The following is a 24,527-nucleotide window of genomic DNA, read 5'->3' on the forward strand; positions in this document are numbered from 1 at the left end:
GAAATAAGGTGCATCCTCGGGGCAAACTTCTCCGAATGGGCGGCGCTTCGCTTCGGTATCCGGCCATTCCCCGCCCACATCGCCGACCACCTCGCGCGATCGCCTATTAATCAGTGTTTCCCTAGTACTACTGGCAAGAATTCAATTGCAATTATCTTATGAAGGTAAATACATGCTTGACTGCTGTCTCTTTGCGGTTTGCAACGAGAACACTCTATTGTCATCGTTACCAACGCAAGTGAATCCTTCAGGGAAAGCGGTGGAAGGCCACCGCAGTCTCCCTTCCAGACCGGACTACGTCTTGGCTTGAGTCGAGACCTATCGGCTGGGATGTCATCCAATTTCTAAGGGACTAACGACTATGCTGCTTGCCCCAAGTTACGGTGACGCTGCAGGCTGATGTGGTTCCACAATTTATCTGTAGCAGCGCTGCTTTTATCTAAACATCGGTACAAGCGAACCTCAAGTTCGGTGATCCAGGTGCCAGATCCAGCTTGGACGATCGAACCGTCGGCAAGCTCGCGGGAAATGCAGCTTTCGGGAAGCCATCCGACTCCATTCCCAGCTGCGACCATCCCCTTCAGTGCCTCCGACATGTGGGTCTCAAACGTTCGGCGAAGCGAGTAAGGTTCAGTCGCATCCATAAGCAGCATCTCGACGACATTGCCCAGGAACGCTCCTGACGAATAGGCCATGAATGGGAGCGGCTCGTTCGTGCGACCGGGGAGCATGTAAATCGGCTTCCCGTGTTCGTCCGGTGCCGAGACCGGCAGGATTCGTTCGACGCTCAGCGTAAGGAATGGGAAATGGTTCGGGTCGAGCAGGATCGGCAACTGCGGATGATGGTAGGCGATCAACAGGTCGCAGCCGCCGTCCACCAGTTCTTGGATCCCTTCCGGCACATTGACGGCGAGCACCTTCGCCTTGAGTTGCCCCAATTCGAGGCTCAGTTGCTTAAGACAGTTTGGAATGAATGTGAACACGAGCGTGTGGGCAACCGCGAACCGAACGACCGCGTCATCGTTGGCTAGCGGTTCGTGTCCATTTGCGAGCGTTCTTGCCGCATAAATGCTGCGAAGAATATCCGCGGCCAAGCTGCGGAACATCCATCCGGTCGATGTCAGTCGGACAGGGCTGACGCTTCGGTCGATGAGCTTCGCGCCCAGCCAGCTTTCCAGAGCGCTGATTCGTCGGCTGAACGCCGACTGCGTGAGATGTCGAGTGCGCGCGGCGAGAGAGAAACTGCGCGTATCCGCGAGGCTCAAGAAATCTTCCAGCCATTTTGCTTCCATGATGATGGCCTCGTTGTGGGATACACAAAATTATCCCACGTACCATTGGTTCACAATCGGAAATACCCGAAGAGTTCGGCCGTAACCGTTGCTATTTTCGACGCGCCTTATTCCGATTGCGCATGAGACTCACGCATCCGAAAAATGGCTGCCTACCCTTCGTTTAATCGGTTGACCACGACACGGAGGAGAACGAAGATGGCGGACCAATCAATGCGAATCGAGCACGATTTGCTGGGCGACTACCATGTCCCGGCGGACGCGTATTACGGGGTGCACACACTGCGCGCCGTTGAGAACTTTCCGATCACTGGCACGCCGATCTCGATCTATCCAGATCTCATAAACGCGCTCGCCTTCATCAAGCAGGCGGCAGCGATTTCGAACCACGAACTCGGGCTCCTTGATCACCAGCGCTGCGGCGTGATTGTTGACGTGTGTGAAGAGTTGCGTACTGGTGCGTTGCACGATCAGTTCGTGGTCGACGTGATCCAAGGTGGTGCAGGCACGTCGACAAACATGAATGCCAACGAGGTGATCGCAAACCGCGCACTCGAGCTACTCGGACATAAGAAAGGCGAATACCAGCACCTGCATCCGAACGATCACGTCAACATCGGGCAGAGTACGAACGACGTGTATCCGTCGGCATTGCGGATTGCGACCTATTTTGGCATTTACGGTCTAATCGAGGCGATGGAAGTGTTGCGCGAGGCATTCGCTGCAAAAGCGGATGAGTTCGTTGACGTGCTCAAAATGGGGCGCACTCAGCTTCAGGATGCCGTGCCCATGACGCTCGGTCAGGAATTTAGCACCTATGCGGTGATGTTGGCAGAGGATCAGGAGCGTCTGCGCGAAGCGGCGTCGCTGATTCGCGAGATCAACATGGGCGCGACCGCGATCGGAACGGGCATTACCGCCCACCCGGACTATGCCCCCCTCGTTGTGCACCATCTCGGGCGTCTCACTGGCATTGATCTTGTCGCGGCGCCGAACCTCATCGAGGCCACGCAGGACTGCGGATCGTTCGTCCAGTTGTCTGGAGTGCTCAAGCGTGTCGCGGTGAAGCTCTCGAAGATCTGCAATGATCTGCGGCTGCTGTCGAGCGGGCCACGCGCGGGCCTGGGCGAGATTAACCTGCCGCCGATGCAAGCAGGGTCGAGCATCATGCCGGGCAAAGTCAACCCCGTGATTCCAGAGGTCGTCAATCAGGTTGCGTTTGAGATTATTGGAAACGATCTCACGGTCACCTTTGCGGCCGAGGCGGGGCAACTCCAGCTCAATGCGTTCGAACCGATCATCGCGCACAGCCTGTTCAAGAGCGTCACGCATCTCCGACGCGCGTGCTATACGCTTGCAGATCGTTGTGTAAAGGGAATTACCGCAAACAAAGAGCGGCTGCGCGAGACGGTCGAGAACTCAATCGGTATCGTGACTGCGCTGAACCCGTATATCGGCTATTCCAATGCAACTTCGGTCGCGCAGGAGGCGCACGCAACCGGGGGCAGTGTCGCGGCGATCGTGCTGCAGCGAGGACTGCTGAGTCAGGCTCAGCTGGATGAAATTCTGAGGCCGGAGGTCCTGACGCGGCCCGCGCCGCTTCCCGATGCGCGAGCATAACGGTCGTAACGGTGAAGTCGACGGGGCCAAAGCCGTAGTCACGCCGAGAACCTACCGCACGTAACAACAGAGTCACTGTGAGACCTCGATCGCCCTATTGTCCGATTCTTGACTGGCTATGCTCGCGATGCTGCGGTGGCAGGTTCGGCGGAAGCGAAGGCGATTGTAGCGACCGCATTTTGAGGCGCGGAGCGAACCCCTGTTGCCGATTGATGCATCCGGGCAGAAACGCACCGCCGCGTTCTCCTTAAGCGACCCTCATGCAAGATGGGATCGAAGCCGTCCGTCAATGGTGACGGACGGCCTTCCCCAGACGGCGAGATGCTGTCGTTGTCTCGGGAACTAACCTTTGCAATATATAGAGGATAACTATGCAACTTGCATATCGTTTGAATAGTATTCAACGCCGTTTGGCCGCGATTCTGCTGCTGACCGGCAGCGCGGTGATGGCGACTGGCGCACAGGCGCAAAGTGAAGGCGCGGGCGCGGCGCGTTCCGGAGCGGACTTGCCGCACGTTTTGATACTTGCGACTGGTGGAACCATCGCGGGGACCGGGGCGACGAGCACAACGACCGTTGGCTACACGGCCGCGAAAGTCGGTGTCGAGCAACTCATTGATGCTGTCCCGGCACTCAAGACTGTCGCCGACGTGACCGGCGAGCAGGTGTTCCAGGTGGCCAGCGAAAACATGACGAATACGCTCTGGCTGAAACTCGCAAAGCGGGTGAACGAACTGCTGGCTCGTCGTGATGTCGATGGCATCGTGATTACCCACGGCACCGACACTCTCGAGGAGACCGCCTACTTCCTCGACCTCGTGGTCAAGAGCAACAAGCCGGTCGTATTGGTGGGGGCCATGAGACCGTCGACCGCGATTTCGGCGGATGGCCCGATCAACCTGTACAACGCAGTGATCCTCGCCGGCAGCAAGGCGGCGGCTGGCAAGGGCGTGCTTGTCGCAATGAACGACCAGTTTTATGCCGCTCGCGAAGTCACGAAAGCAAATACGTCAACAGTCGATACTTTCCGCTCGTCTGACCTCGGTGCACTCGGTTATATGCAGGACAGTCGACCGCATTTCTATCGGGTTCCGATCCGGTTGCACACGGTCGATACCCCATTTGACGTGTCCAAGCTCGACGCGCTGCCGAAGGTCGACATTGCGTACGGCTACGAAAACGTCGGTCGGACGGCTGTCGATGCATTCGTTGCGTCGGGTGACAAGGGCATTGTCTACGCTGGCGTCGGTGACGGAAGTCTGCATCAGGACGTGAAGCCGGCGCTCGTCGATGCACGCAAGCAGAACGTCGTGATCGTTCGCGGCTCCCGTGTCGGAAACGGCATCGTCGCGCGCAATGGCGAGGCGAACGACGATCAGTTGGACTTCGTCGTCAGCGATACGTTGAATCCGCAGAAGGCCCGGATTCTGTTGATGCTTGCGCTGACGCGCACCAGCGATACTCGAGAGATTCAGAAAATGTTCCAGACGTATTGATAGACGGCGCACGAAGCAGGCATTAACCGACAACGCGTTACGCGAAGGAGATGGGTATGCCGTACCGTATCGAGCATGACACGATGGGGAAGATCGCGGTTCCGGCCGAAGTCTACTGGGGTGCTCAGACTGAGCGTTCCCGCCAGAACTTCACGATCGGCGGTCAGTTGATGCCGCGAGAGCTGATTCGCGCCTTCGCTATCGTCAAAAAGGCTGCGGCCCTGACTAACCGCGAGGCCGGAGTTCTTTCTGACGACGCATGCTCGCTCATCGCGTCCGTATGCGACGAAATCCTTGCCGGTCAACTATATGATCAGTTTCCGCTGGTGGTGTGGCAGACCGGTTCGGGCACGCAGACGAACATGAACGTCAATGAGGTGATCGCAAACCGGGCGCATGTGCTGCGCGGCGGCAACCTGACGGACGAAAAGAAGCTGCTGCACCCGAACGACGACGTGAACCGTTCCCAGTCGTCGAACGATTCGTTTCCTACTGCGATGCATATTGCCGCGTATACGCTTATCGTCGAGCACCTGCTGCCGCGCGTCGCAACATTGTGCGACACACTGGCACGGAAATCCGAAGAGACGATGCATGTTGTGAAGATAGGACGCACGCATCTGATGGATGCCACGCCGATCACATTGGGGCAGGAACTTTCGGGGTTCTGCTCGCAATTAGATCACGGCCTGCGTGCCGTTCGGCATACGCTTGTACACCTTGCGGAACTTGCGTTGGGTGGAACAGCAGTGGGGACCGGCTTGAATACGCCGCGGGGTTTTGCCGATCGAGTTGCGGCGCACATCGCGAACCTGACCGGGCATCCGTTCCGCAGTGCCGACAACAAGTTCGAAGCGCTGGCTGCACACGATGCGATGGTCGAGACGTCCGGCGCGTTGAAGACGTTGGCAGTGAGTCTGATGAAGATCGCCAACGATGTCCGGCTGCTCGCGTCCGGCCCGCGCTGCGGCATCGGGGAGATTCTTATCCCCGAGAACGAGCCTGGTTCGTCGATCATGCCTGGAAAAGTGAATCCGACTCAGGCGGAAGCGTTGTCAATGGTTTGCGCGCAAGTCATTGGAAACGATGTTGCGATCAACGTTTCCGGTATGAGCGGCCACTTTCAGCTCAATGTGTTCAAGCCGGTGATTATCTTCAACTTGATCAATTCGGTGCAACTGCTTGGTGATGCGTGTGACTCGTTCAACCGTCATTGCGCAGTTGGTATCGAGCCGAATTTGCCTGTGATTCAGCGCAACCTCGAGAATTCACTGATGCTCGTCACCGCGTTGAATCCGCACATCGGCTATGAGAATGCGGCTCGTGTTGCGAAGACAGCCCATTCGCGAGGTGTGACTCTGCGTGAGGCTGCGTCGAGTCTCGGGCTGGTTTCCGACGAACAGTTTTCCGACTGGGTTAGACCTGATCGGATGGTTGGCCGCGAAGAGTAGACGGACATCCGACCTGATAGTGCGCGTTCCTGGACGGAATGTGATCCATTCATAAATAAAGGACTGCAAAATGACAACAAAGGATGATAACGATCCCGCAGAAACTTCGGATTGGCTGGATGCGCTACGTGCCGTTAGTGCGCATCGTGGAAGCGAACGCACTAACTATCTCGTCACCAGTCTGGTGGAGCAGGCGAGACGTGAGGGCATTTACGTACCGCAGTCTCTGACAACCCCGTACTGCAATACGATTGCTCCGCAGCAAGAGACGCCCAATCCCGGTGACCTCAGCGTCGAGGAGCGCCTGCGCTCGATCATCCGCTGGAATGCGTTGGCGATCATCTTGCGCGCGAACAAGGATTCGTCCGAGCTCGGCGGTCATATTGCTAGCTTCCAGTCAGCCGAAACGCTTTATGACATTGGCTTCGGACATTTCTGGCATGCGCCGAGCAACGGACATGGCGGTGATCTCGTCTACATCCAGGGGCACAGTTCGCCGGGCATCTATGCACGTGCGTACGTCGAGGGACGGCTCAGCGAAGAACAACTGCTCAACTATCGGCAGGAGACCGGCGGTATTGGCCTGCCGTCCTATCCGCACCCGTGGCTCATGCCAGATTTCTGGCAATTCCCGACGGTATCGATGGGACTCGGGCCGCTGATGGCTATCTATCAGGCGCGCTTCCTGAAGTACCTCCAGGGAAGAGGTCTTGCCGACACCGCGCCGCGAAAGGTTTGGGCGTTCATGGGTGACGGCGAGATGGACGAACCGGAGTCGCTGGGCGCGATATCGCTCGCGGGCCGGGAGAAACTCGACAACCTCGTGTTTGTTATCAACTGCAATCTACAGCGGCTCGATGGGCCCGTGCGCGGTAACGGCAAGATCGTTCAGGAACTCGAGAGCGTTTTCCGCGGTGCCGGCTGGAAGGTGATAAAGGTGCTGTGGGGCGGCGGGTGGGACCGATTGCTCGCGAAGGACAGCAGCGGCAAGCTGCTCGAGTTGATGGAAGAGTGCGTCGACGGCGAGTACCAAGATTTCAAGAGCAAAAGCGGCGCCTATGTTCGAGAGCATTTCTTCGGCCGCTACGAAGAGACGCGTGCGCTGGTCGCGGACATGACGGACGATGAGATCTGGGCACTCTCGCGCGGTGGCCACGATCCGGCGAAGGTATATGCGGCCTATGCGGAGGCGGTGAAGTGCACCGGCCAGCCGACCCTGATCCTTGCGAAAACCGTGAAAGGCTACGGGATGGGCGAGTCTGGCGAGGGTCAGATGATCGCTCACCAAGCGAAGAAAATGACGCAGGACGCATTGCGCGGCTTTCGGGATCGCTTCCGTATCCCGTTGACGGACGAACAATTGGCCGACGTTCCGTTCATTCGTCCGGCGGACGACAGTCCCGAGATGCGTTACCTTCAAGAGCGCCGTTCCGCACTCGGCGGTTACCTGCCGCAGCGACGTCGCAAATCATCGTCACTCCCAATCCCGCCGCTCGAGGCGTTCGAGCGGCTACTGAAAGACACCGGCGAGCGCGAGATCTCGACGACGATGGCTTTCGTTCAGATGCTCGGTACGTTGGTGCGTGACAAGACGATCGGAAAGCACGTCGTGCCTATCGTCCCGGACGAATCGCGTACGTTCGGCATGGAGGGGATGTTCAGGCAGCTCGGAATCTGGTCATCGACGGGGCAGCTTTACAAGCCGCAGGACGCTGATCAGCTGATGTATTACCGGGAATCGTCCGACGGCCAGGTGCTACAGGAAGGGATCAACGAAGGCGGTGCGATGTCGAGCTGGATCGTTGCCGCGACATCGTATAGCACGAATGATGTGCCGATGATCCCGTTCTACATCTACTACTCGATGTTTGGCTTGCAGCGGGTCGGCGATCTCGCATGGCTGGCGGGCGACATCCGTGCTCGCGGTTTCCTGCTCGGCGGGACGGCAGGACGCACGACACTGAATGGCGAGGGTCTACAGCACGAGGACGGACACAGCCACCTGATCGCGGGCACGATTCCCAATTGCGTATCGTACGACCCGACTTTCGCGTATGAAGTCGTCACGATCGTTCGCGAAGGGATGCGGCGCATGGTCGAGGCGCAGGAAGACGTCTTCTATTACGTGACGCTGATGAATGAGAACTACGCGCACCCGGCGATGCCGGAAGGCAGCGAAGAGGGGATTCTCAAGGGCCTGTATCTGCTGCGTGACGGTGGAAAGGCCGAGCGAAAAGGTCACAAGGTGCAGTTGATGGGAAGCGGCACAATTCTGCGCGAGGTGATTGCCGCTGCGGATTTGCTGCACAGCGATTTCAAGATTGCCGCGGATGTTTGGAGTGCGACGAGCTTCAATGAGCTGCGCCGCGACGGCATGGATGTGGAGCGCTGGAACAGACTGCATCCCGCTGCCGAGCCTCGCGTGAGCCATGTCGAGCAATGCCTGAGCGGGCATGACGGCCCTGTCGTCGCCGCGACAGATTACATGCGCAACTATGCGGACCAGATCCGTTCGTCGGTCCAGGCAGCAGGACGTCGCTACACCGTACTCGGCACCGATGGCTTTGGACGCAGCGACTATCGACGCAAGCTACGTCGATTCTTTGAGGTCGATCGCTGGCACATCGCGATCGCGGCTCTCAACGCACTGGCGAAAGAAGGTGTGATCAAGGCATCGGTTGTAGCGGAAGCCATTGCGAAGTACGGCATCGACACCGAGGCCGCGGCACCCTGGACGGTATGAGGAGACAACAAAATGAGCGAAGCGATTGAAATCAGGGTGCCCGATATTGGTGACTTCAAGGACGTACCGATCATCGATATCCATGTCAAGGCGGGCGACGCGGTCAAGGCCGAGGATCCGTTGATTACGCTTGAGTCGGATAAAGCGACGATGGAGGTGCCCGCGCCGTTCGAAGGAATCGTGCACACACTAAAGGTGCAGCTCGGTGACCGCGTCAGCGAGGGCAGCATCATTCTGCTTGCCGGTGCGAACGGTGTGGCGCCGGCGTCGGCCAAGCCGAGCGTAGCGCCGCCACCGGCGCCGGCGACGGCGCCGACTGGCGCGGCCGACGTGCGCGTGCCGGATATCGGCGACTTCACCGACGTGCCGGTGATCGAGATTCATGTACGGCCGGGTGATACGGTGAAGGCGGAAGATCCGCTGATTACGGTGGAATCTGACAAGGCGACGATGGACGTGCCGGCTCCGCTTTCGGGCGTCGTCAGCGAGGTCAAGGTTCAGCTTGGTGACAAGGTGAATGAGGGGACGGTAATCCTGACGCTCAGCACCGCCAATGGCGTCGCCGCTGCGCCTGCCGGAGCGCCGGCCCAGGAGGCAGTTGTCGCGGCCTCCGCGCCTCCGAAACCCGCAGCTAGCGGCACAATTGACGAGCAGGCGTTTGCGCTCGCGTATGCCGGGCCAGCCGCGCGCAAGCTTGCGCGAGAGCTCAGCGTGGATCTCGGCAAAGTCCGCGGTAGTGGCAATCACGGTCGAATCGTCCGCGCGGATATCGAGGCGTTCGCGAAGGGCGGAGCAGCGGCGGCCACAGCGAAGCCGGCTACGTCCTCAGACGATACCACCGGCGGTCGAGGTGGCGGTCTCGACCTGTTGCCTTGGCCGAACGTCGACTTCGCGAAATTCGGCCCAGTTTCCCGTAAGGATCTTTCGCGCATCAAGAAGATCTCCGCCGCGAACCTGCATCGAAACTGGGTGGTCATTCCGCATGTCACTACCCAGGACGAAGCGGATATCACGGATCTGGAACAGTTCCGCGTGTCGATGAACCGGGAACTCGAGAAGTCTGGCGTCAAGCTGAGCCTGTTGCCGTTCATTATGAAGGCCGCCGTCGCAGCGCTGAAGAAATTCCCGGAATTCAATGCAAGTCTGGATGGAGATGCGCTAATTCTGAAGGACTACTGGCATATCGGATTCGCCGCCGATACGCCAAACGGCCTGATGGTGCCGGTGATTCGGGACGTCGACAGGAAGAGCATCCCGGAAATCGGTAAGGAGATGAGCGAACTGGCAAAGTTGGCACGGGACGGAAAACTGAAGCCAGACCAGATGCAAGGCGGCACGTTCACGATTTCGTCGCTGGGTGGCATTGGAGGAACGTACTTCACGCCCATCATCAACGCGCCTGAAGTCGCGATCATGGGCGTTTGCAAGTCGTTCTGGAAGCAGGTGTCGGTGGATGGCAAGCAATACCAGTCCAAGCTGATCTTGCCGTTGTCGCTGTCATGGGACCACCGGGTGATTGACGGCGCGGCCGCCGCGCGCTTCACGGTTCTTTTTGCCAGCGTGCTCGCCGACCTGCGGCGAACCATGTTCTGATTCGAGGTTGAAATGACACAACGTGTAGAAGTCAAGGTTCCTGACATCGGCGACTTCAAGGATGTCGCCGTGATCGAGGTATTGGTTAAACCGGGCGAGATCATTGCGGTCAATACCGGGCTGATCATGGTCGAATCCGACAAGGCGTCGATGGAGATTCCGTCGAGTCAAGCGGGTGTCGTGAAGGAACTGACGGTCAAGATTGGCGACAAGGTCAGCGAAGGAACCGTCATTCTGATGCTTGAGGCGACCGAAAGCAAAACGGCCTCGGAGCAGCCCGCGGCGTTTTTCCCTGCGCAGTCGTCGACGGAGTCGGTGCAATCACAGGCAGCGTTCCCGAAAGCAGCCCACTTCAGTGGCAATGCCGATATCGAATGCGACATGCTCGTTCTGGGCGCCGGCCCCGGCGGCTACTCCGCTGCATTTCGCGCGGCTGATCTCGGAATGAAGACGGTCCTCGTTGAGCGCTTTCCAACGCTCGGGGGCGTGTGCCTGAACGTCGGCTGCATTCCGTCCAAAGCACTGCTGCATACGGCCGGCGTGATGACTGAGGTATCTCGGCTCGCCGATCACGGTATCCGATACGGCAAACCCGAGATCGATATCGATGCGCTGCGTTCGTTCAAAGACGGCGTGATTCACAAGCTCACGGGCGGATTGGCCGGAATGGCAAAGGTACGCAAGGTCGAGGTGATTCACGGTACAGGTGGATTCCGCGACCCGCATCACCTTGAGGTCGCATTGCCGGAGGGTGGCAGGAAGATCATCCGATTCGCTAAGGCGATCATTGCGGCTGGCAGCGAGGCGGTGAAGCTGCCGTTCATGCCGGACGACGAACGTGTGGTGGACTCGACAGGCGCGCTGAAGCTGAATCGGATTCCTCGGCGGATGCTGGTGGTGGGCGGTGGCATCATCGGCCTGGAGATGGCGACTGTTTATTCGTCTCTCGGCGCGCGCATCGATATCGTTGAGATGCTCGATGGCTTGATGGCTGGCGCCGACCGCGACCTCGTCAAGGTATGGGAAAAATTCAACAACGACAGCTTTGCGCATGTGATGCTGAAAACGCGCACGACAAAGGCGGAAGCACGGCCCGACGGCATCTACGTGAGCTTCGAAGGCGATAAGGCACCTCCAGAACCGCAGTGCTACGACATGGTGCTGGTGTCCGTCGGGCGAAGCCCGAACGGCCGGAAGATCTGCGCGGAGAATGCGGGGGTCGCAGTCACCGAGCGAGGATTTATCGAAGTCGATCGCCAGATGCGCACGAATGTTCCGCACATCTTCGCGATCGGTGACATCGTCGGCCAGCCGATGCTCGCGCACAAGGCGGTCCATGAGGGGCATGTCGCGGCAGAGGCCGCGCACGGCGAAACCACGCATTTCGACGCGCGACAAATTCCATCGGTGGCCTATACCGATCCTGAGGTCGCATGGGCAGGAAAAACGGAAGAGCAATGCAAGGCCGAAGGTATCAAGTATGGGAAAGCAGTGTTCCCGTGGGTTGCGTCGGGACGTGCGATCGCCAACGGCCGCGACGAGGGTTTTACTAAGCTGCTGTTCGACGAAGCGACGCACCGCCTAATTGGTGGAGGCATTGTTGGCACGCATGCGGGTGACTTGATCGGCGAAGTTTGTCTTGCGATCGAGCTGGGATGCGAGCCCGCCGACATCGGCAAAACGATCCATCCTCATCCCACGCTAGGCGAATCTGTCGGTATAGCAGCGGAGGTATTTGAGGGCGTCTGCACAGATCTGCCACCGGTAAAGAAGAAATAGGGTTGGCACGGCGAATCGGAACCCGTCAGGGCCCGGTTCGCCACGGACGCCTGTCACGGTGTGTGTCCATTGACCACCGCTTTAAAATTATTCGTATAACTAAATGTCTAGCGCCTCGCATATGCGGTGGCCTGGCTTTGCAACGGAGATATTTCCATGGCAGACGAACTGCGCGACGCCGCACTTGACTATCACCGCTATCCGGTTCCCGGCAAGATCTCGGTCACCCCGACTAAGCCAATGGCGACACAGCGAGATCTCGCGCTGGCGTACTCACCGGGCGTCGCCGAGGCGTGCATGGCGATTTTTAACGATCCGAAGGAGGCAGGGAATCTGACCGCGCGCAGGAATCTCGTTGCCGTTGTCACTAACGGGACTGCCGTGCTCGGACTGGGCAATATCGGTCCGCTGGCCGGCAAGCCGGTGATGGAGGGCAAGGGATGTTTGTTCAAGAAGTTTGCCGGCATCGACGTGTTCGACATTGAACTCGCGGAAAACGACCCGGACGCGCTGATCGATACGATCGCGCGCATGGAGCCTACCTTCGGCGGTATCAACCTCGAGGACATCAAGGCGCCCGAGTGCTTCTATATCGAGTCGAAGTTGCGGGAACGAATGAAGATCCCGGTCTTCCACGATGATCAGCACGGTACCGCGATCGTCGCAGCTGCCGCGTTGCTCAATGCACTCAAATGCGTCGGCAAGAATATCGAAGAGGTCAAGTTGGTGGCGTCCGGAGCAGGGGCTGCTGCGCTTGCGTGCCTGGATCTGGCAGTCAGTCTCGGCCTGCGGCGTGAGAACGTGTTTGTCTGCGATGCGACTGGTGTCGTCTATATCGGACGGACCGAGGGCATGGATCCGAACAAGGCTCGCTACGCGCGTGGCACGGACGCACGCAAGATGGCGGAGGTGATCCCCGGCGCTGATATCTTCCTTGGACTGTCCGCGGGCGGCGTGCTCACGCAAGACATGGTTGCGACGATGGCGCCGAATCCGATCATTCTCGCAATGGCGAACCCGACGCCGGAGATCATGCCCGAAGTGGCGCTAGCAGTCCGCCCTGACGCGATCATCGGGACGGGGCGATCCGATTATCCGAACCAGGTCAACAACGTTCTGTGCTTCCCGTTCATCTTCCGAGGTGCACTCGATTCGGGCGCCACGACGATCAACGAGGAAATGAAGCTGGCGGCGGTGCACGCAATTGCAGAGCTGGCGCATGCCGAGATTCCCGAGAGCGTTGCACAAGCGTACGGTGCACATGGATTGCGCTTCGGACCGCAATACCTGATCCCGAAACCGTTCGATCCGCGCCTGATCGAAGTGGTCGCGCCGGCGGTCGCCAAGGCTGCGGCAGACAGCGGCGTTGCCCAGGAGCCGATTGCTGATCTCAGCGCGTATCGGCAGCAACTGAGTCAGTTCGTCTATCGATCGAGCAGCGCAATGCAGCCGGTGTTTGCGGCCGCCAAGCGTTCGCCGAAGAAAGTAATTTACGCGGAAGGGGAAGACGAACGCGTGCTGCGTGCCGCGCAAGTTGTGATCGACGAGGGCCTCGCGCGTCCGCTACTCGTCGGACGGCCCGATGTAATCATGGAAGAAATCGTCAGATTCGATCTTAGGTTGTCACCGGGTGAGAACTGCGATCTCGTGAATCCGCTCGATCCTGGCGTCTATGTAGACTCCGCGGAAGCGTACTACGAGATGCGGCGCCGTGACGGTGTGTCGCGTTCGCTCGCGCTCGCGCGGATGCGCAGCCAGAGCACGCTGCTGGCTGCGATGTTGCTGCGCATGGGGCACGCGGATGCCATGTTGTGTGGAACGGTTGGCCGTTATACCGAGCACCTGTCCGCGGTACAAGAAGTAATCGGGACACGAGAAGGTGTGAGTACTCTCGCCGCGATGCAGATGCTGATGCTGCCGGAGCGCCAACTGTTCATCTGCGACACGCACGTCAATCGCGATCCGAATTCTGAGCAAATCGCGGAGATCGCGTTGCTGGCCGCGGAAGAGGTGCGCCGCTTTGGTGTCATCCCGTCCGTGGCATTGTTGTCCCACTCCAATTTCGGTTCATCGGACGCGCCATCTGCACGGAAGATGCGCGATGCGCTGAGGATGGTTCGAGCGCGAGACCACAGACTCGCGATCGAAGGGGAAATGCAGGGTGACGCGGCACTGTCGCGCGCCGTCCTGGACGGTGAGTTTCCCGAATCGCATCTCGACGGCACGGCCAACGTACTCGTGATGCCTAATGTGGACGCCGCGAATATCTCATACAACCTGCTCCGCGTCGCGGCTGGCCACGGTATCACCGTGGGGGGGATCCTTCTTGGGGCAGCTTGTCCCGCGCATATTCTCACACCGGCGTCGACTGTGCGTCGCATCGTTAACATGACGGCGCTGGCCGTGGTCGACGCTGCGTCAGAGCGCGTGGGCGTCTGAACGGAGGGCATGCAATGGACATCCGCAATCCAGCGGCGCCCGCCGCCGAAGGGCAGCGTGGCGATGCCAAAACACGGCGGATTCCGATCCAGCCTGTTCCGTCGGAGGCACAGATCAAGCCTTCATGGCTGCGTGTGCCTTTGCCAGTCGGTCCTGCGTTTCGTGAGGTCAAGCGCTTGCTGCGTGAAGGTGACCTGCACACTGTTTGCGAGGAGGCGGCTTGCCCGAACATCGGTGAATGCTTCAGTCGCGGCACGGCCACGTTTATGGTGCTAGGTGACCTTTGTACGCGCCGCTGCCCATTCTGCGACGTTGCGCATGGTCGGCCGCGTCCGCCGGATCCGGAAGAGCCGGACCGGCTTGCCGAGGCCGTGGCGCGACTTAGGCTGTCGTACGTCGTTGTGACGAGCGTCGATCGCGATGATCTGCGCGACGGGGGAGCAGCGCACTTTGCGGCATGTATCCGCGCGATCCGCAACCAGTCGCCCGAGACGCAAATCGAAGTGCTGGTGCCGGATTTCCGCGGGCGTCTTGAGCTGGCGATCGAGCGGTTGGTGGCTGATCCGCCTGATGTTCTGAACCACAACCTCGAAACGGTGCCTCGCCTGTACCGGGCGGTACGACCAGGCTCAGACTATGCACATTCGCTGAGGCTTCTTGCCGAATTCAAGCGAGGGCGCAGCGACGTGATGACGAAGTCCGGGTTGATGCTTGGGCTAGGCGAGACGGATGCGGAGGTGCAGGAGGTCATGCGCGACCTGCGTGCACATAACGTGGACATGCTGACGATCGGGCAATACCTTCAGCCGCGCGCAGGTAACCTACCGGTGCTTCGTTACGTCGAGCCAGCGCAGTTCGATGCGTTTCGGTTGCACGCGCAGCACCTCGGGTTCACCCACGCTGCGTGCGGGCCGCTGGTGCGTTCGAGTTACCACGCTGAAAATCAAGCCCAGGCGGCAGGACTTTGACGATCATGAACAGTGCACACCAGAAACCGCATCGTATTGTCATCGTCGGCGGTGGTGCTGGCGGTCTCGAACTGGCCACGCGCCTTGGCAGGAAGTATGGCAGGGGGGGCGCTGCAGAGATCACGCTCGTAGATCGTCATCGCACACACGTCTGGAAACCAAAACTGCACGAGATCGCGTCCGGAAGCATGGACACAAGCGCGCACGAAGTCGACTACTTGGCGCATTCGCATCGACACAGTTTTCGGTATCGCATCGGCGAAATGGTGGGACTCGACCGAGAACGGCGCGAGATTCAGGTGGCACCGTTCATCGACGACGAGGGAAGGAACGTTACGCAGGCTCGGGTCTTCGGGTACGACACGCTAATCATTGCGATCGGGAGCCGTACGAATGACTTCGGGACCCCGGGTGTACAGGCGCATACGGTGAGGCTCGAATCCCAAAGCGATGCGAAAAGGTTTCATGCTCGGATGGTCAATGCCTGCATTCGCGCTCACACCCAAGCTGCACCACTCAGGCCAGAGCAACTTCACGTCGCGATCATCGGCGCGGGCGCCACTGGCGTTGAACTGGCGGCGGAGCTTCATCGCACGACGCGTGAGGTGGTCGCATATGGACTGGATCGAATCGATCCCGACAAGGACATCAAAGTCAGCCTCATCGAAGCTGCTGATCGTGTGCTGCCTGCCCTACCACCGCGGCTTTCGCAGGCAACCGAGCGGTTGCTCGACAAACTGGGCGTGGAGGTACACACAAATGCGCGCGTGGCGGAAGTCAGCGGTGACTGTGTGTCCCTCGCGGACGGACGAATGTTGGCGGCGGAGCTCGTCGTCTGGGCTGCCGGTGTCAAGGCGCCAGACTTCCTGAGTAACCTCGCCGGTCTCGAAACGAACCGCATCAACCAATTGGTCGTTGGCGCCACGCTGCAGACAACTCGGGATCCGGATATCTTTGCGTTCGGTGACTGTGCCGCATGCCCATGCGGTGGCACTGACGGTAATGTGCCGCCGCGCGCTCAGGCGGCTCACCAGCAGGCAGCGCATTTGGTGACGCAGATGAAGCTGAAGTTGGCAGGCAAACCGCTGCGCGACTATCGGTACCGCGACTTTGGTTCGCTCGTGTCGCTAGGCAAGTTCAGCACCGTTGGCAATATGATGGGTGGCCCAATGGGAGGCAGTCTCATGATCGAGGGCATGCTAGCGCGAATCATGTACGAATCACTCTACAAGATGCATGAGTTGGCGCTGCATGGGTGGCCCAAGGTGATCGTTGACACACTGGCGAGATTGCTCACGCGCCGCGGCGGTCAGCACGTGAAATTGCATTGAGCCGGCGTGATATCTGATTGCAAGAGAAAAAATATGAAAACCAATCATCCTGACCCAAGCGCTTGGTGGCGCGATTTGATGCGCTTGTGGACTCTCGACACACCTGCGGACGAGGCAGCGCGAGCCTGGCGAAATGCGTGCGAGGCGTTTGTTCCGTGGCATATCAACGGTCTTCCTGAGTTGGAAGCGCTTTGGGCAGCGCCGAACGTGTTGAATGAGACGGCCGTCCGTGCAACCGAGGATCGACGCTTCAGCGATGACGCGTGGAAGAAGGACCCGCGTTATATCGCGCTGGCGCAGCACTATTTGGCGCAATGCGAGGCGTTCGACAAAGCCCTATCCGCAATGCCCGTGGACGATCGTACCAAGGGCCGGTGGCGGTACTTGTTGCATCAGATACTCGATGCCGTTAGTCCGGCAAACTACCTTGCAACGAACCCGGAGGCACTTCAGACTGCGCTGGATACGAGAGGATCGAGTCTGATCGAAGGGTTGCGTCTATTCCTCGAAGATCTCGCCAAAGGTGCGGTATCGATGTCGGACGACAGCGCGTTTTCGGTCGGTGTCGATCTCGCTGTCACGCCGGGAAGCGTGATATTCGAGAACGAGGTGATGCAACTGATTCAGTATGCGCCGACGTCAGCGTCGGTTCGCGAGCGTCCGTTGCTGATCGTGCCGCCCTGCATCAACAAGTATTACATCCTCGATCTTCAGCCTGAGAATTCGCTGGTCGCCTATGCGGTGAGTGAGGGCCACACCGTGTTCCTGGTGTCGTGGCGCAACATCGACGCCACATGCGGACAACTGCAATGGGACGATTACATCGAAAGAGGCGTATTGCGAGCGCTCGATGTTGCACGCGATATCAGTGGAGCCGACAAGGTCAACACGTTGGGCTTCTGTATCGGCGGGACGCTGCTCGCGTGTGCGCTCGCGGTGTCTGCGGCGCGTGGTGAGTCCCGCGCGGCGAGCGTGACGCTGCTGACGACGTTGCTCGACTTCTTCGATGCAGGGGAGATCGGCTTGCTCGTAACTGAGTCAATGGTTACGGCACGCGAGATGACGATCGGTCGGGGCGGCGTGTTGCGAGGCGTTGAGCTTGCGAACGTATTTGCATCGCTGCGTGCGAACGATCTGATCTGGCCTTATGTCGTGAGCGGCTATCTAAACGGGAGACGCCCGGCCGCATTCGATCTCCTATTCTGGAATTCGGATCACACCAATCTTCCGGGACCGATGTATTGCTGGTACCTGCGCAATGCTTACCTCGAGAACCGCTTGCGTGTACCGGGCGGAACGGTTCAATGCGGGCAACCCGTCGATTTCGCCAGCATAGACGTCCCAGCATTCGTGTTCGCGTCTCGAGATGATCACATCGTGCCGTGGAAAGGCGCGTACGCCAGTACGCGGCTGCTTGGCGGATCAACGAGATTCGTCCTTGGCGCGAGCGGGCATATTGCCGGTGTCGTGAATCCCCCCGCAAAGCGTAAGCGTCATCATTGGACCGGCGAGATCTGCGCGGACCCGGATGTGTGGCTTACAGGTGCGGTGCGCCAAGAGGGAAGTTGGTGGCCGGAGTGGATGGAGTGGCTGCACACGCACGGGGGCGCGTGTGTCGAGCCGCCACCACTCGCCGGCAACGAATGCTTTCCGGTGATAGAACCCGCACCGGGGCGATTCGCGGTGGCGAAGGCTATCTAGAACAAGTAGATCAATTTCTAGTGGAGGTAGAGATGGAAGACGTAGTCATTGTTGGTGCTGCCCGCACGGCGGTTGGGAAGTTCGGTGGCTCTCTCGCATCGGTGGCGGCGCCGGACCTCGGTGCAGTCGTGATCAAAGCGTTGCTCGAGCGATCGGGTGTCACGGCAGACCAGGTCGACGAGGTGATTCTGGGGCAGGTACTGACGGCAGGCGGTGGGCAGAATCCTGCGCGGCAGGCGGTTATCAAGGCGGGTATGCCACATGGGGTCCCCGCATTCGTCGTGGGAAAGGTCTGCGGCTCGGGATTGAAAGCCACCCATCTGGCAGCACAGGCGATCCGTTGCGGCGATTCCGGGATCATCGTCGCAGGCGGCCAGGAGAACATGAGTGCATCGCCTCACGTGCTCCTGCGTTCACGCGAAGGGTGCCGCATGGGCGATTGGAAGTTGACCGATACGATGGTTCATGACGGTCTGTGGGATGTCTACAACCAATACCATATGGGTATCACGGCAGAGAACGTCGCGCAGGAGTACAGCATTTCGCGCGAAGCGCAGGATGAGTTCGCCGCTGCGTCACAGCAGAAAGCTGAGGCTGCTCAACTCGCCGGCAAGTTCGTCGCCGAGATCGTGCCGGTTGAGGTTGCATCGAAAAAGGGCGTCGTGGTGTTCGACCGCGACGAGTTCATCAAACCTGGTACGACAGCAGAAGCCCTGGGCAGTCTAAAGCCCGCGTTCTCGAAAACCGGAAGCGTAACCGCCGGTAACGCTTCCGGTTTGAACGACGGCGCGGCCGCAGTGCTGATGATGTCCGCAACGAAGGCGCGCGAGCTCGGTCTCAAGCCGATGGCGCGGATCGCGGCCTATGCGTCTGCGGGTCTTGACCCGAGCATGATGGGCATGGGGCCTGTTCCCGCGTCGAAGCGTTGCCTCGAAAAAGCCGGCTGGAACGCACAGGACGTGGATCTTCTGGAGATCAATGAGGCCTTCGCAGCACAAGCATGTGCTGTAAACAAAGAGATGGGCTGGGACACCAGCAGGATCAATGTGAACGGTGGTGCGATCGCCATTGGTCACCCGATTGGTGCTTCCGGTGCGCGCATTTTGGTCACGTTACTTCACGAAATGATTCGGCGGGACGTTCGCTGCGGGCTGGCGTCGCTGTGCATCGGCGGCGGTATGGGTGTGGCGCTCGCAATCGAGCGTTGAGCGCACTTTCAATAATTACTGGAGATACAAATGAGTGAGCAACGCGTGGTACTGGTTACGGGTGGCATGGGTGGACTCGGTGAAACCATCTCGACAAAGATGGCGGACGCCGGCTATCGGGTGGTCGTAACGTATTCGCCTGGCAACAAGTCGCATGAGGAATGGGTCGCACGCATGAAGGAGCGCGGTTACGACATCGTCGCCGTCGCATGCGATGTTGCAGATCTCGATTCGTGCAGCGGTGCGGTGGCAGAGGTGCAGGCGCAGGTCGGTGCGGTTGACGTGCTTGTGAACAACGCGGGTATCACGCGCGACATGACCTTTAAGAAGATGGACAAGGTCAATTGGGACGCCGTGATGCGAACCAATCTCGACAGCCTGTTCAACATGACCAAGCAGGTAGTCGACGGGATGGTCGAGCGTGGCTGGGGCCGCGTCATCAACGTGTCGTCGGTGAATGGCTCAAAAGGGGCATTCGGCCAGACCAACTATTCGGCGGCCAAGGCCGGTGTCCACGGATTCACGAAAGCACTTGCACAGGAGGTGGCGAAGAAAGGCGTGACGGTGAACACGATCTCGCCGGGATACATCGGAACGAAGATGGTGACGGCGATCCCCGAGGAGGTGTTGAGCTCGAAGATTCTGCCGCAAATTCCCGTTGGTCGCCTCGGCAAGCCGGAGGAAGTCGCAGGTCTGATTATCTATCTCGCATCTGAGGAGGCGGCATTCGTAACCGGCGCCAACATTGCGATTAACGGCGGCCAGCACATGCAGTAAGTGGACATGCGTACGGAGAGGAAATGGATATCTTGAAGACGGATCATGACGCCCTCATCCGGCAGTTCGCGGAAGCCAGCGCTGCCCAAGGGGAAGCATTACAAGAGGCGGTGCGCGATGCGATGTTGAGGGCATTGCAGGGGCGGGAGCTGACGCTCAAAAGCACGATCGATACGCTGCAGGCGGTCGTTGCGGCGGCGTCAGCAGGTGTTGCGCAGAACCCGAGCGGTGCCATTGGCCGGGTGCAGCTTCTGGCCGAGGCCGTAGAGGGGATGGACGCGGCAATGGTTCGGATCATCGATGTGCACCGCCGTACGCTGCAGCATCTATTTGAACAGGGGGCGGATCTGCGCACGCCGCAGATCCGCGATGCTGTCGAACAGGTCGAGGGTCTCGAGTCCGCATTCTTTGCGGCTATGGATCGCGCGGCCGAAGCGTCGGCGCCGCCGATGCGTGGACCGTGGGTCGACGCGATTCGCGCGTTCAGGCAGACCGGAACGTCGTCGGGACCGAGCGCGAAGACCGCGGTCGAGCAGTTAATGTCGCAGACGAAACAAGCAGTGGCTGACGGCCGCGCGCTTGGTCAGCATGCGACGCAGGCGATTCTGGATCACTATGCGACGCTTGCGAGCGGTGTCTTGATGGGTATGTGCGAAGCGATGTCGAGCGCTGCGTACCTTGCTCCGTCCCCCGACGGAAAGTGACACGGGAGCTTGACTGACTAGCTTCCACGTGCCCGCGGGCATATTTGGAACATGCTTGCCCGCATTCCCCGAGTTGCACCCCTGGGAGAACACTTTTTGAGCATCGATCCCGAAGTCGTCAGCCTCTCGCGGGTGCAGTTCGGTATCACCGCGTTGTATCACTTCCTATTTGTACCGTTGACGCTCGGGCTTTCATGGTTGCTGTTCATCATGGAAGCGCTGCATGTCATGACGGGCAAGATCATCTATAGGGATATGACGCAATTCTGGGGGAAGCTTTTCGCCATCAATTTCGCGATGGGCATCGCGACGGGCGTTACGCTTGAATTTCAGTTCGGCACCAACTGGGCGTACTACTCGCACTATGTAGGTGACGTATTCGGCGTATCGCTTGCTGTCGAAGGGTTGATGGCTTTTTTTCTCGAATCTACGTTCGTCGGTTTGTTCTTCTTCGGCTGGGATCGGCTCGGGCGCGTACAACATCTAGCGGTGACATTTCTTGTTGCAGTCGGGTCGAATCTTTCTGCGCTGTGGATTCTTGTCGCAAACGGTTGGATGCAGAATCCGGTCGGCGCTGCGTTCAATCCTGAAACGTTTCGCATGGAGATGACGAGTCTCACCGAGGTGATCTTCAATCCTGTCGCGCAGGTCAAGTTCGTCCATACGGTGGCTGCCGGCTACGTCACAGCAGCAACGTTTGTGCTCGGTATTAGTGCCTGGTATCTGCTAAAAGGGCGCGACGTGGCATTCGCTATACGGTCGTTTGCGATCGCCGCTGCGTTCGGATTGGCGTCGGTGTTGTCGGTGATCGTGCTGGGCGACGAGTCAGGGTACACGACGGGCGAGGTGCAGAAGGTCAAGCTCGCGGCGATCGAGGCGGAATGGGAAACTCAGCCGACGCCGGCTCCATTCATGTTGTTTGGCATTCCGAATGAAACCCGTGAAACTTCCGATTATGCGATCTACGTCCCTTGGCTGTTGGGGTTGATAGCCACGCGCTCCGTCGATACGCCGGTGATCGGTATCCGTGAACTTCGCGCCGACGCAGTGAAGCGAATTCGCCGCGGGCAGCAGGCGTACGCTGCGTTGCAAGAAATCCGGAACGGAAGTAGCGATGCAGCCGCGCTGGAGGTTTGGCGTCGATATGAGAACGATCTCGGTTTTGGACTCTTGCTGAAAAAATACACGTCAAGCGTTGTCGATGCGACGGATGCTCAGATCGACTCTGCGGCGCGGGATACGATTCCGCGCGTCGCGCCGATGTTCTGGGCATTCCGCTGCATGGCTGGGCTAGGACTCTGGCTGCTAATTCTGTTCGGATGCGCCTTCTATTTTCTTGCACGCCGCAACGTCGCGCCGCAGCGATGGCTGATGAGGCTCGCGCTCTGGTCGATTCCGATACCGTGGATTGCGGCTGAGTTCGGTTGGTTCGTTGCAGAATATGGGCGGCAGCCGTGGACCATCAGCGGTGTGTTGCCGACGTTTCTGAGTGCATCGAGCGCCTCACGTGGCGATCTGTATTTCAGCCTCGGCGGACTCGCCTGCATCTATACGTTGCTGCTCGGTATTGAGCTCTTTTTGATGTTCAAGTATGCCCGCAGGGGACCAAGCAGTCTCGGATCGGGGCGCTATCACTTTGAGATTCAAACGGCCACGATCGAGAAAGGGAGGGCTCATGTTGGCGCCTGATATATTGCAGCTGACTTGGTGGATTCTGATCTTGGCCCTATTCTGCGGTTTCGTAGTAACGGACGGATTCGATTTTGGCGCGTTGATACTGCTCCCATGGGTCGCGAAGTCCGACGAACGGCGCCGTGTTGTACTTAATGCGATCGGACCGACATGGGAGGGAAACCAGACCTGGTTCATCTGCGCGATCGGTGCGACGTTTGCTGCATGGCCGCTGGTATACGCCGTGATTTTCTCGGGTCTCTACGTGCCAATGATGCTCGCGCTTTTTTCGCTCTTTGCGAGACCTGTCGGATTCGACTATCGGAGTAAGCTGAAAAGTCGATGGTGGCGAGTTACCTGGGATAGCGTGTTGTGTGGTGGCGGATTCACTTCGGCTTCCTTGTTCGGCCTGGTAGTCGGCAACCTTTTTGTTGGACTACCTTTCACGCTTGATCAAGACTACCGACTCGACTGCCATGTGACGCTATTCGACTTACTCCACGCATTTCCGCTTACCGTTGCCTTAGCAACCGTTGCGATGTGCATGATGCATGGTGGTGCGTACGTGCAAAGGCGTGTCGATTCAACATTCTCTATCGAGATAGGCCGATGGACAACAGGCGCGGCGCTCGCATTCGCGGTGCTCTTCGCCTGCTGCGCGCTATGGGTTGCCACAACCTTGCCTGGCCTACACGTCTCGTCATTGTTGATGCCCGCAGCGACGCAAGACGAGAACTACTTGTCATCGCAGTTCGTCGCAGGCGGTTGGGCACGGAACTTCGTGCGTTACCCGTGGTTAGCGGCCTTGCCGGTATCGGCTTGGTCGGGTTCCGTCGCGACTGCGATTCTTAGCCGGTCACAACATTGGACTGCCGCCTTTTGTGCGAGTTCTATAGCAGTGCTCTCGGTCGTCGGCAGCGTGGCTGTCGCGTTATTTCCCGTGTTGGTCGCATCGTCGGTGAATCCAGCGGCAAGCCTTACCGTATGGAACGCTACGTCGAGCCCGAGAACGCTGCAGGTCATGCTGTTCGTAGCGGTGATATTCGTGCCACTGATCGTGCTTTATACGAACTATGTCTATCGCACGCTTCGCGGAAAGATCACCGTAGAAATGATTCGAGATAAATCAACGAAACTGTATTGACAGTACTGTAGGGGCTACTCATGTGGTATTTCACCTGGATGCTCGGATTGGGACTGGCTCTCGCGTTTGGCGTCGTTAACGCCTTGTGGCTTGAGTCTTCTTACGCGTTCGGCGAACTTGATGAAGCAGCCACGCGTGAGCGATTTGAGTCGCGAGCCGCACTCGATGAATAATCGCCGTGCGCGATTTTTCACATACGCCATATGCGAATCATCACGCTCTGGATAAATCTGGATATTTCAATCGGCACTGCGAAATTCGTTTATTGGTGTGCCAGCAACGCATAGAAATCAGGAGGACCAATGCTTTATCAACTGTATGAGTCTCACCGGGCGATACTGAACCCGCTCACGGCCTGGGCCCAGGCCGCCTCCAAATCGTTCGCCAATCCGTCCAGCCCGTTCTCCCTGACACCCGGCGCGACACGGATGGCCGCTGCGTGTGAACTCCTTTACCGGATCGGTAAAGACTATGAGAAACCCGATTTCAACATTCATCAGATCGTCAAGGACGGCCACAACATCCCGATCGTCGAGCAGACGATCGTCGAGAAGCCGTTCTGCCGGCTGCTGCGCTTCAAACGCTATTCGGACGACGCCGATGCCGTCAC

Annotated in this window: 17 protein-coding genes and 1 pseudogene; 17 read left to right on the top strand and 1 reads right to left on the bottom strand. The window is 58.8% G+C overall.

The genetic code is table 11. The features are described 5' to 3' along the window. Window positions 1-359: 359 nt before the first annotated feature. Window positions 360-1,292: a LysR family transcriptional regulator gene (locus HWX25_RS31005; protein ID WP_175889174.1), complete on the bottom strand. Its 933-nt coding sequence runs from the start codon at window positions 1,290-1,292 to the stop codon at window positions 360-362. A 198-nt stretch (window positions 1,293-1,490) separates the two neighbouring features. On the opposite strand from HWX25_RS31005, the gene aspA reads away from it, so the two are divergent. From aspA to HWX25_RS31090, 17 genes and pseudogenes are all read left to right on the top strand, one after another. After that, a complete protein-coding gene (gene aspA / locus HWX25_RS31010) occupies window positions 1,491-2,912 on the top strand; it encodes an aspartate ammonia-lyase (RefSeq protein WP_175889173.1) in 1,422 nt (473 codons plus the stop codon). Between the two features lie 446 nt (window positions 2,913-3,358). Continuing rightward, entirely contained in the window at window positions 3,359-4,408 is a 1,050-nt protein-coding gene (locus HWX25_RS31015) for a type II asparaginase (RefSeq protein ID WP_175912382.1), read from the top strand. Window positions 4,409-4,464: 56 nt separating this feature from the next. Continuing rightward, complete coding sequence (gene fumC, locus HWX25_RS31020) at window positions 4,465-5,859, top strand: class II fumarate hydratase (protein WP_175889171.1); 1,395 nt, start codon at window positions 4,465-4,467, stop codon at window positions 5,857-5,859. Window positions 5,860-5,929: 70 nt separating this feature from the next. Then, window positions 5,930-8,602 (top strand): pyruvate dehydrogenase (acetyl-transferring), homodimeric type, encoded by a 2,673-nt coding sequence (gene aceE, locus HWX25_RS31025; RefSeq protein WP_175912369.1) that lies wholly within the window; start codon window positions 5,930-5,932, stop codon window positions 8,600-8,602. A gap of 12 nt (window positions 8,603-8,614) precedes the next feature. After that, window positions 8,615-10,195 carry a dihydrolipoyllysine-residue acetyltransferase gene (locus HWX25_RS31030; protein ID WP_175889169.1) on the top strand — a complete coding sequence of 527 codons (1,581 nt, stop codon included), beginning with the start codon at window positions 8,615-8,617 and terminating at the stop codon, window positions 10,193-10,195. A gap of 12 nt (window positions 10,196-10,207) precedes the next feature. Continuing rightward, a complete protein-coding gene (lpdA, locus tag HWX25_RS31035; protein ID WP_175889168.1) occupies window positions 10,208-11,974 on the top strand; it encodes a dihydrolipoyl dehydrogenase in 1,767 nt (588 codons plus the stop codon). Between the two features lie 156 nt (window positions 11,975-12,130). Beyond that, window positions 12,131-14,413, top strand: coding sequence for an NADP-dependent malic enzyme (locus HWX25_RS31040; protein ID WP_175912371.1), 2,283 nt, complete (start codon window positions 12,131-12,133; stop codon window positions 14,411-14,413). 14 nt (window positions 14,414-14,427) lie between these two features. Then, on the top strand, window positions 14,428-15,381 hold the full coding sequence (gene lipA, locus HWX25_RS31045) for a lipoyl synthase (RefSeq protein ID WP_175889166.1): 954 nt from the start codon (window positions 14,428-14,430) through the stop codon (window positions 15,379-15,381). A gap of 5 nt (window positions 15,382-15,386) precedes the next feature. After that, on the top strand, window positions 15,387-16,712 hold the full coding sequence (locus HWX25_RS31050; protein WP_175912373.1) for an NAD(P)/FAD-dependent oxidoreductase: 1,326 nt from the start codon (window positions 15,387-15,389) through the stop codon (window positions 16,710-16,712). A gap of 33 nt (window positions 16,713-16,745) precedes the next feature. Next, window positions 16,746-18,413, top strand: a complete 1,668-nt coding sequence (gene phaC, locus HWX25_RS31055) for a class I poly(R)-hydroxyalkanoic acid synthase (protein ID WP_175889164.1) — start codon at window positions 16,746-16,748, stop codon at window positions 18,411-18,413. A 32-nt stretch (window positions 18,414-18,445) separates the two neighbouring features. After that, a complete protein-coding gene (locus tag HWX25_RS31060; protein WP_175889163.1) occupies window positions 18,446-19,621 on the top strand; it encodes an acetyl-CoA C-acetyltransferase in 1,176 nt (391 codons plus the stop codon). 30 nt (window positions 19,622-19,651) lie between these two features. After that, window positions 19,652-20,398, top strand: a complete 747-nt coding sequence (gene phbB / locus HWX25_RS31065) for an acetoacetyl-CoA reductase (RefSeq protein ID WP_175889162.1) — start codon at window positions 19,652-19,654, stop codon at window positions 20,396-20,398. Window positions 20,399-20,421: 23 nt separating this feature from the next. Next, window positions 20,422-21,102 (top strand): DUF6781 family protein, encoded by a 681-nt coding sequence (locus HWX25_RS31070; protein ID WP_175912375.1) that lies wholly within the window; start codon window positions 20,422-20,424, stop codon window positions 21,100-21,102. Window positions 21,103-21,198: 96 nt separating this feature from the next. Next, window positions 21,199-22,791 carry a cytochrome ubiquinol oxidase subunit I gene (locus tag HWX25_RS31075; RefSeq protein WP_244114831.1) on the top strand — a complete coding sequence of 531 codons (1,593 nt, stop codon included), beginning with the start codon at window positions 21,199-21,201 and terminating at the stop codon, window positions 22,789-22,791. Further along, on the top strand, window positions 22,778-23,917 hold the full coding sequence (gene cydB / locus HWX25_RS31080; RefSeq protein WP_175912378.1) for a cytochrome d ubiquinol oxidase subunit II: 1,140 nt from the start codon (window positions 22,778-22,780) through the stop codon (window positions 23,915-23,917). Before HWX25_RS31075 ends, cydB begins: the two co-directional genes overlap by 14 nt. Before the next feature lie 20 nt (window positions 23,918-23,937). Beyond that, the gene (gene cydX, locus HWX25_RS31085) at window positions 23,938-24,090 is read left to right on the top strand and encodes a cytochrome bd-I oxidase subunit CydX (protein ID WP_175889158.1); all 153 of its coding nucleotides are present in this window, start codon (window positions 23,938-23,940) and stop codon (window positions 24,088-24,090) included. Window positions 24,091-24,219: 129 nt separating this feature from the next. Further along, window positions 24,220-24,527: pseudogene (locus HWX25_RS31090) on the top strand (polyhydroxyalkanoate depolymerase); the annotation flags it as partial.

This window comes from Burkholderia sp. BCC1640 (assembly GCF_902833125.1).
GTDB classification, from domain to species: domain Bacteria; phylum Pseudomonadota; class Gammaproteobacteria; order Burkholderiales; family Burkholderiaceae; genus Burkholderia; species Burkholderia diffusa.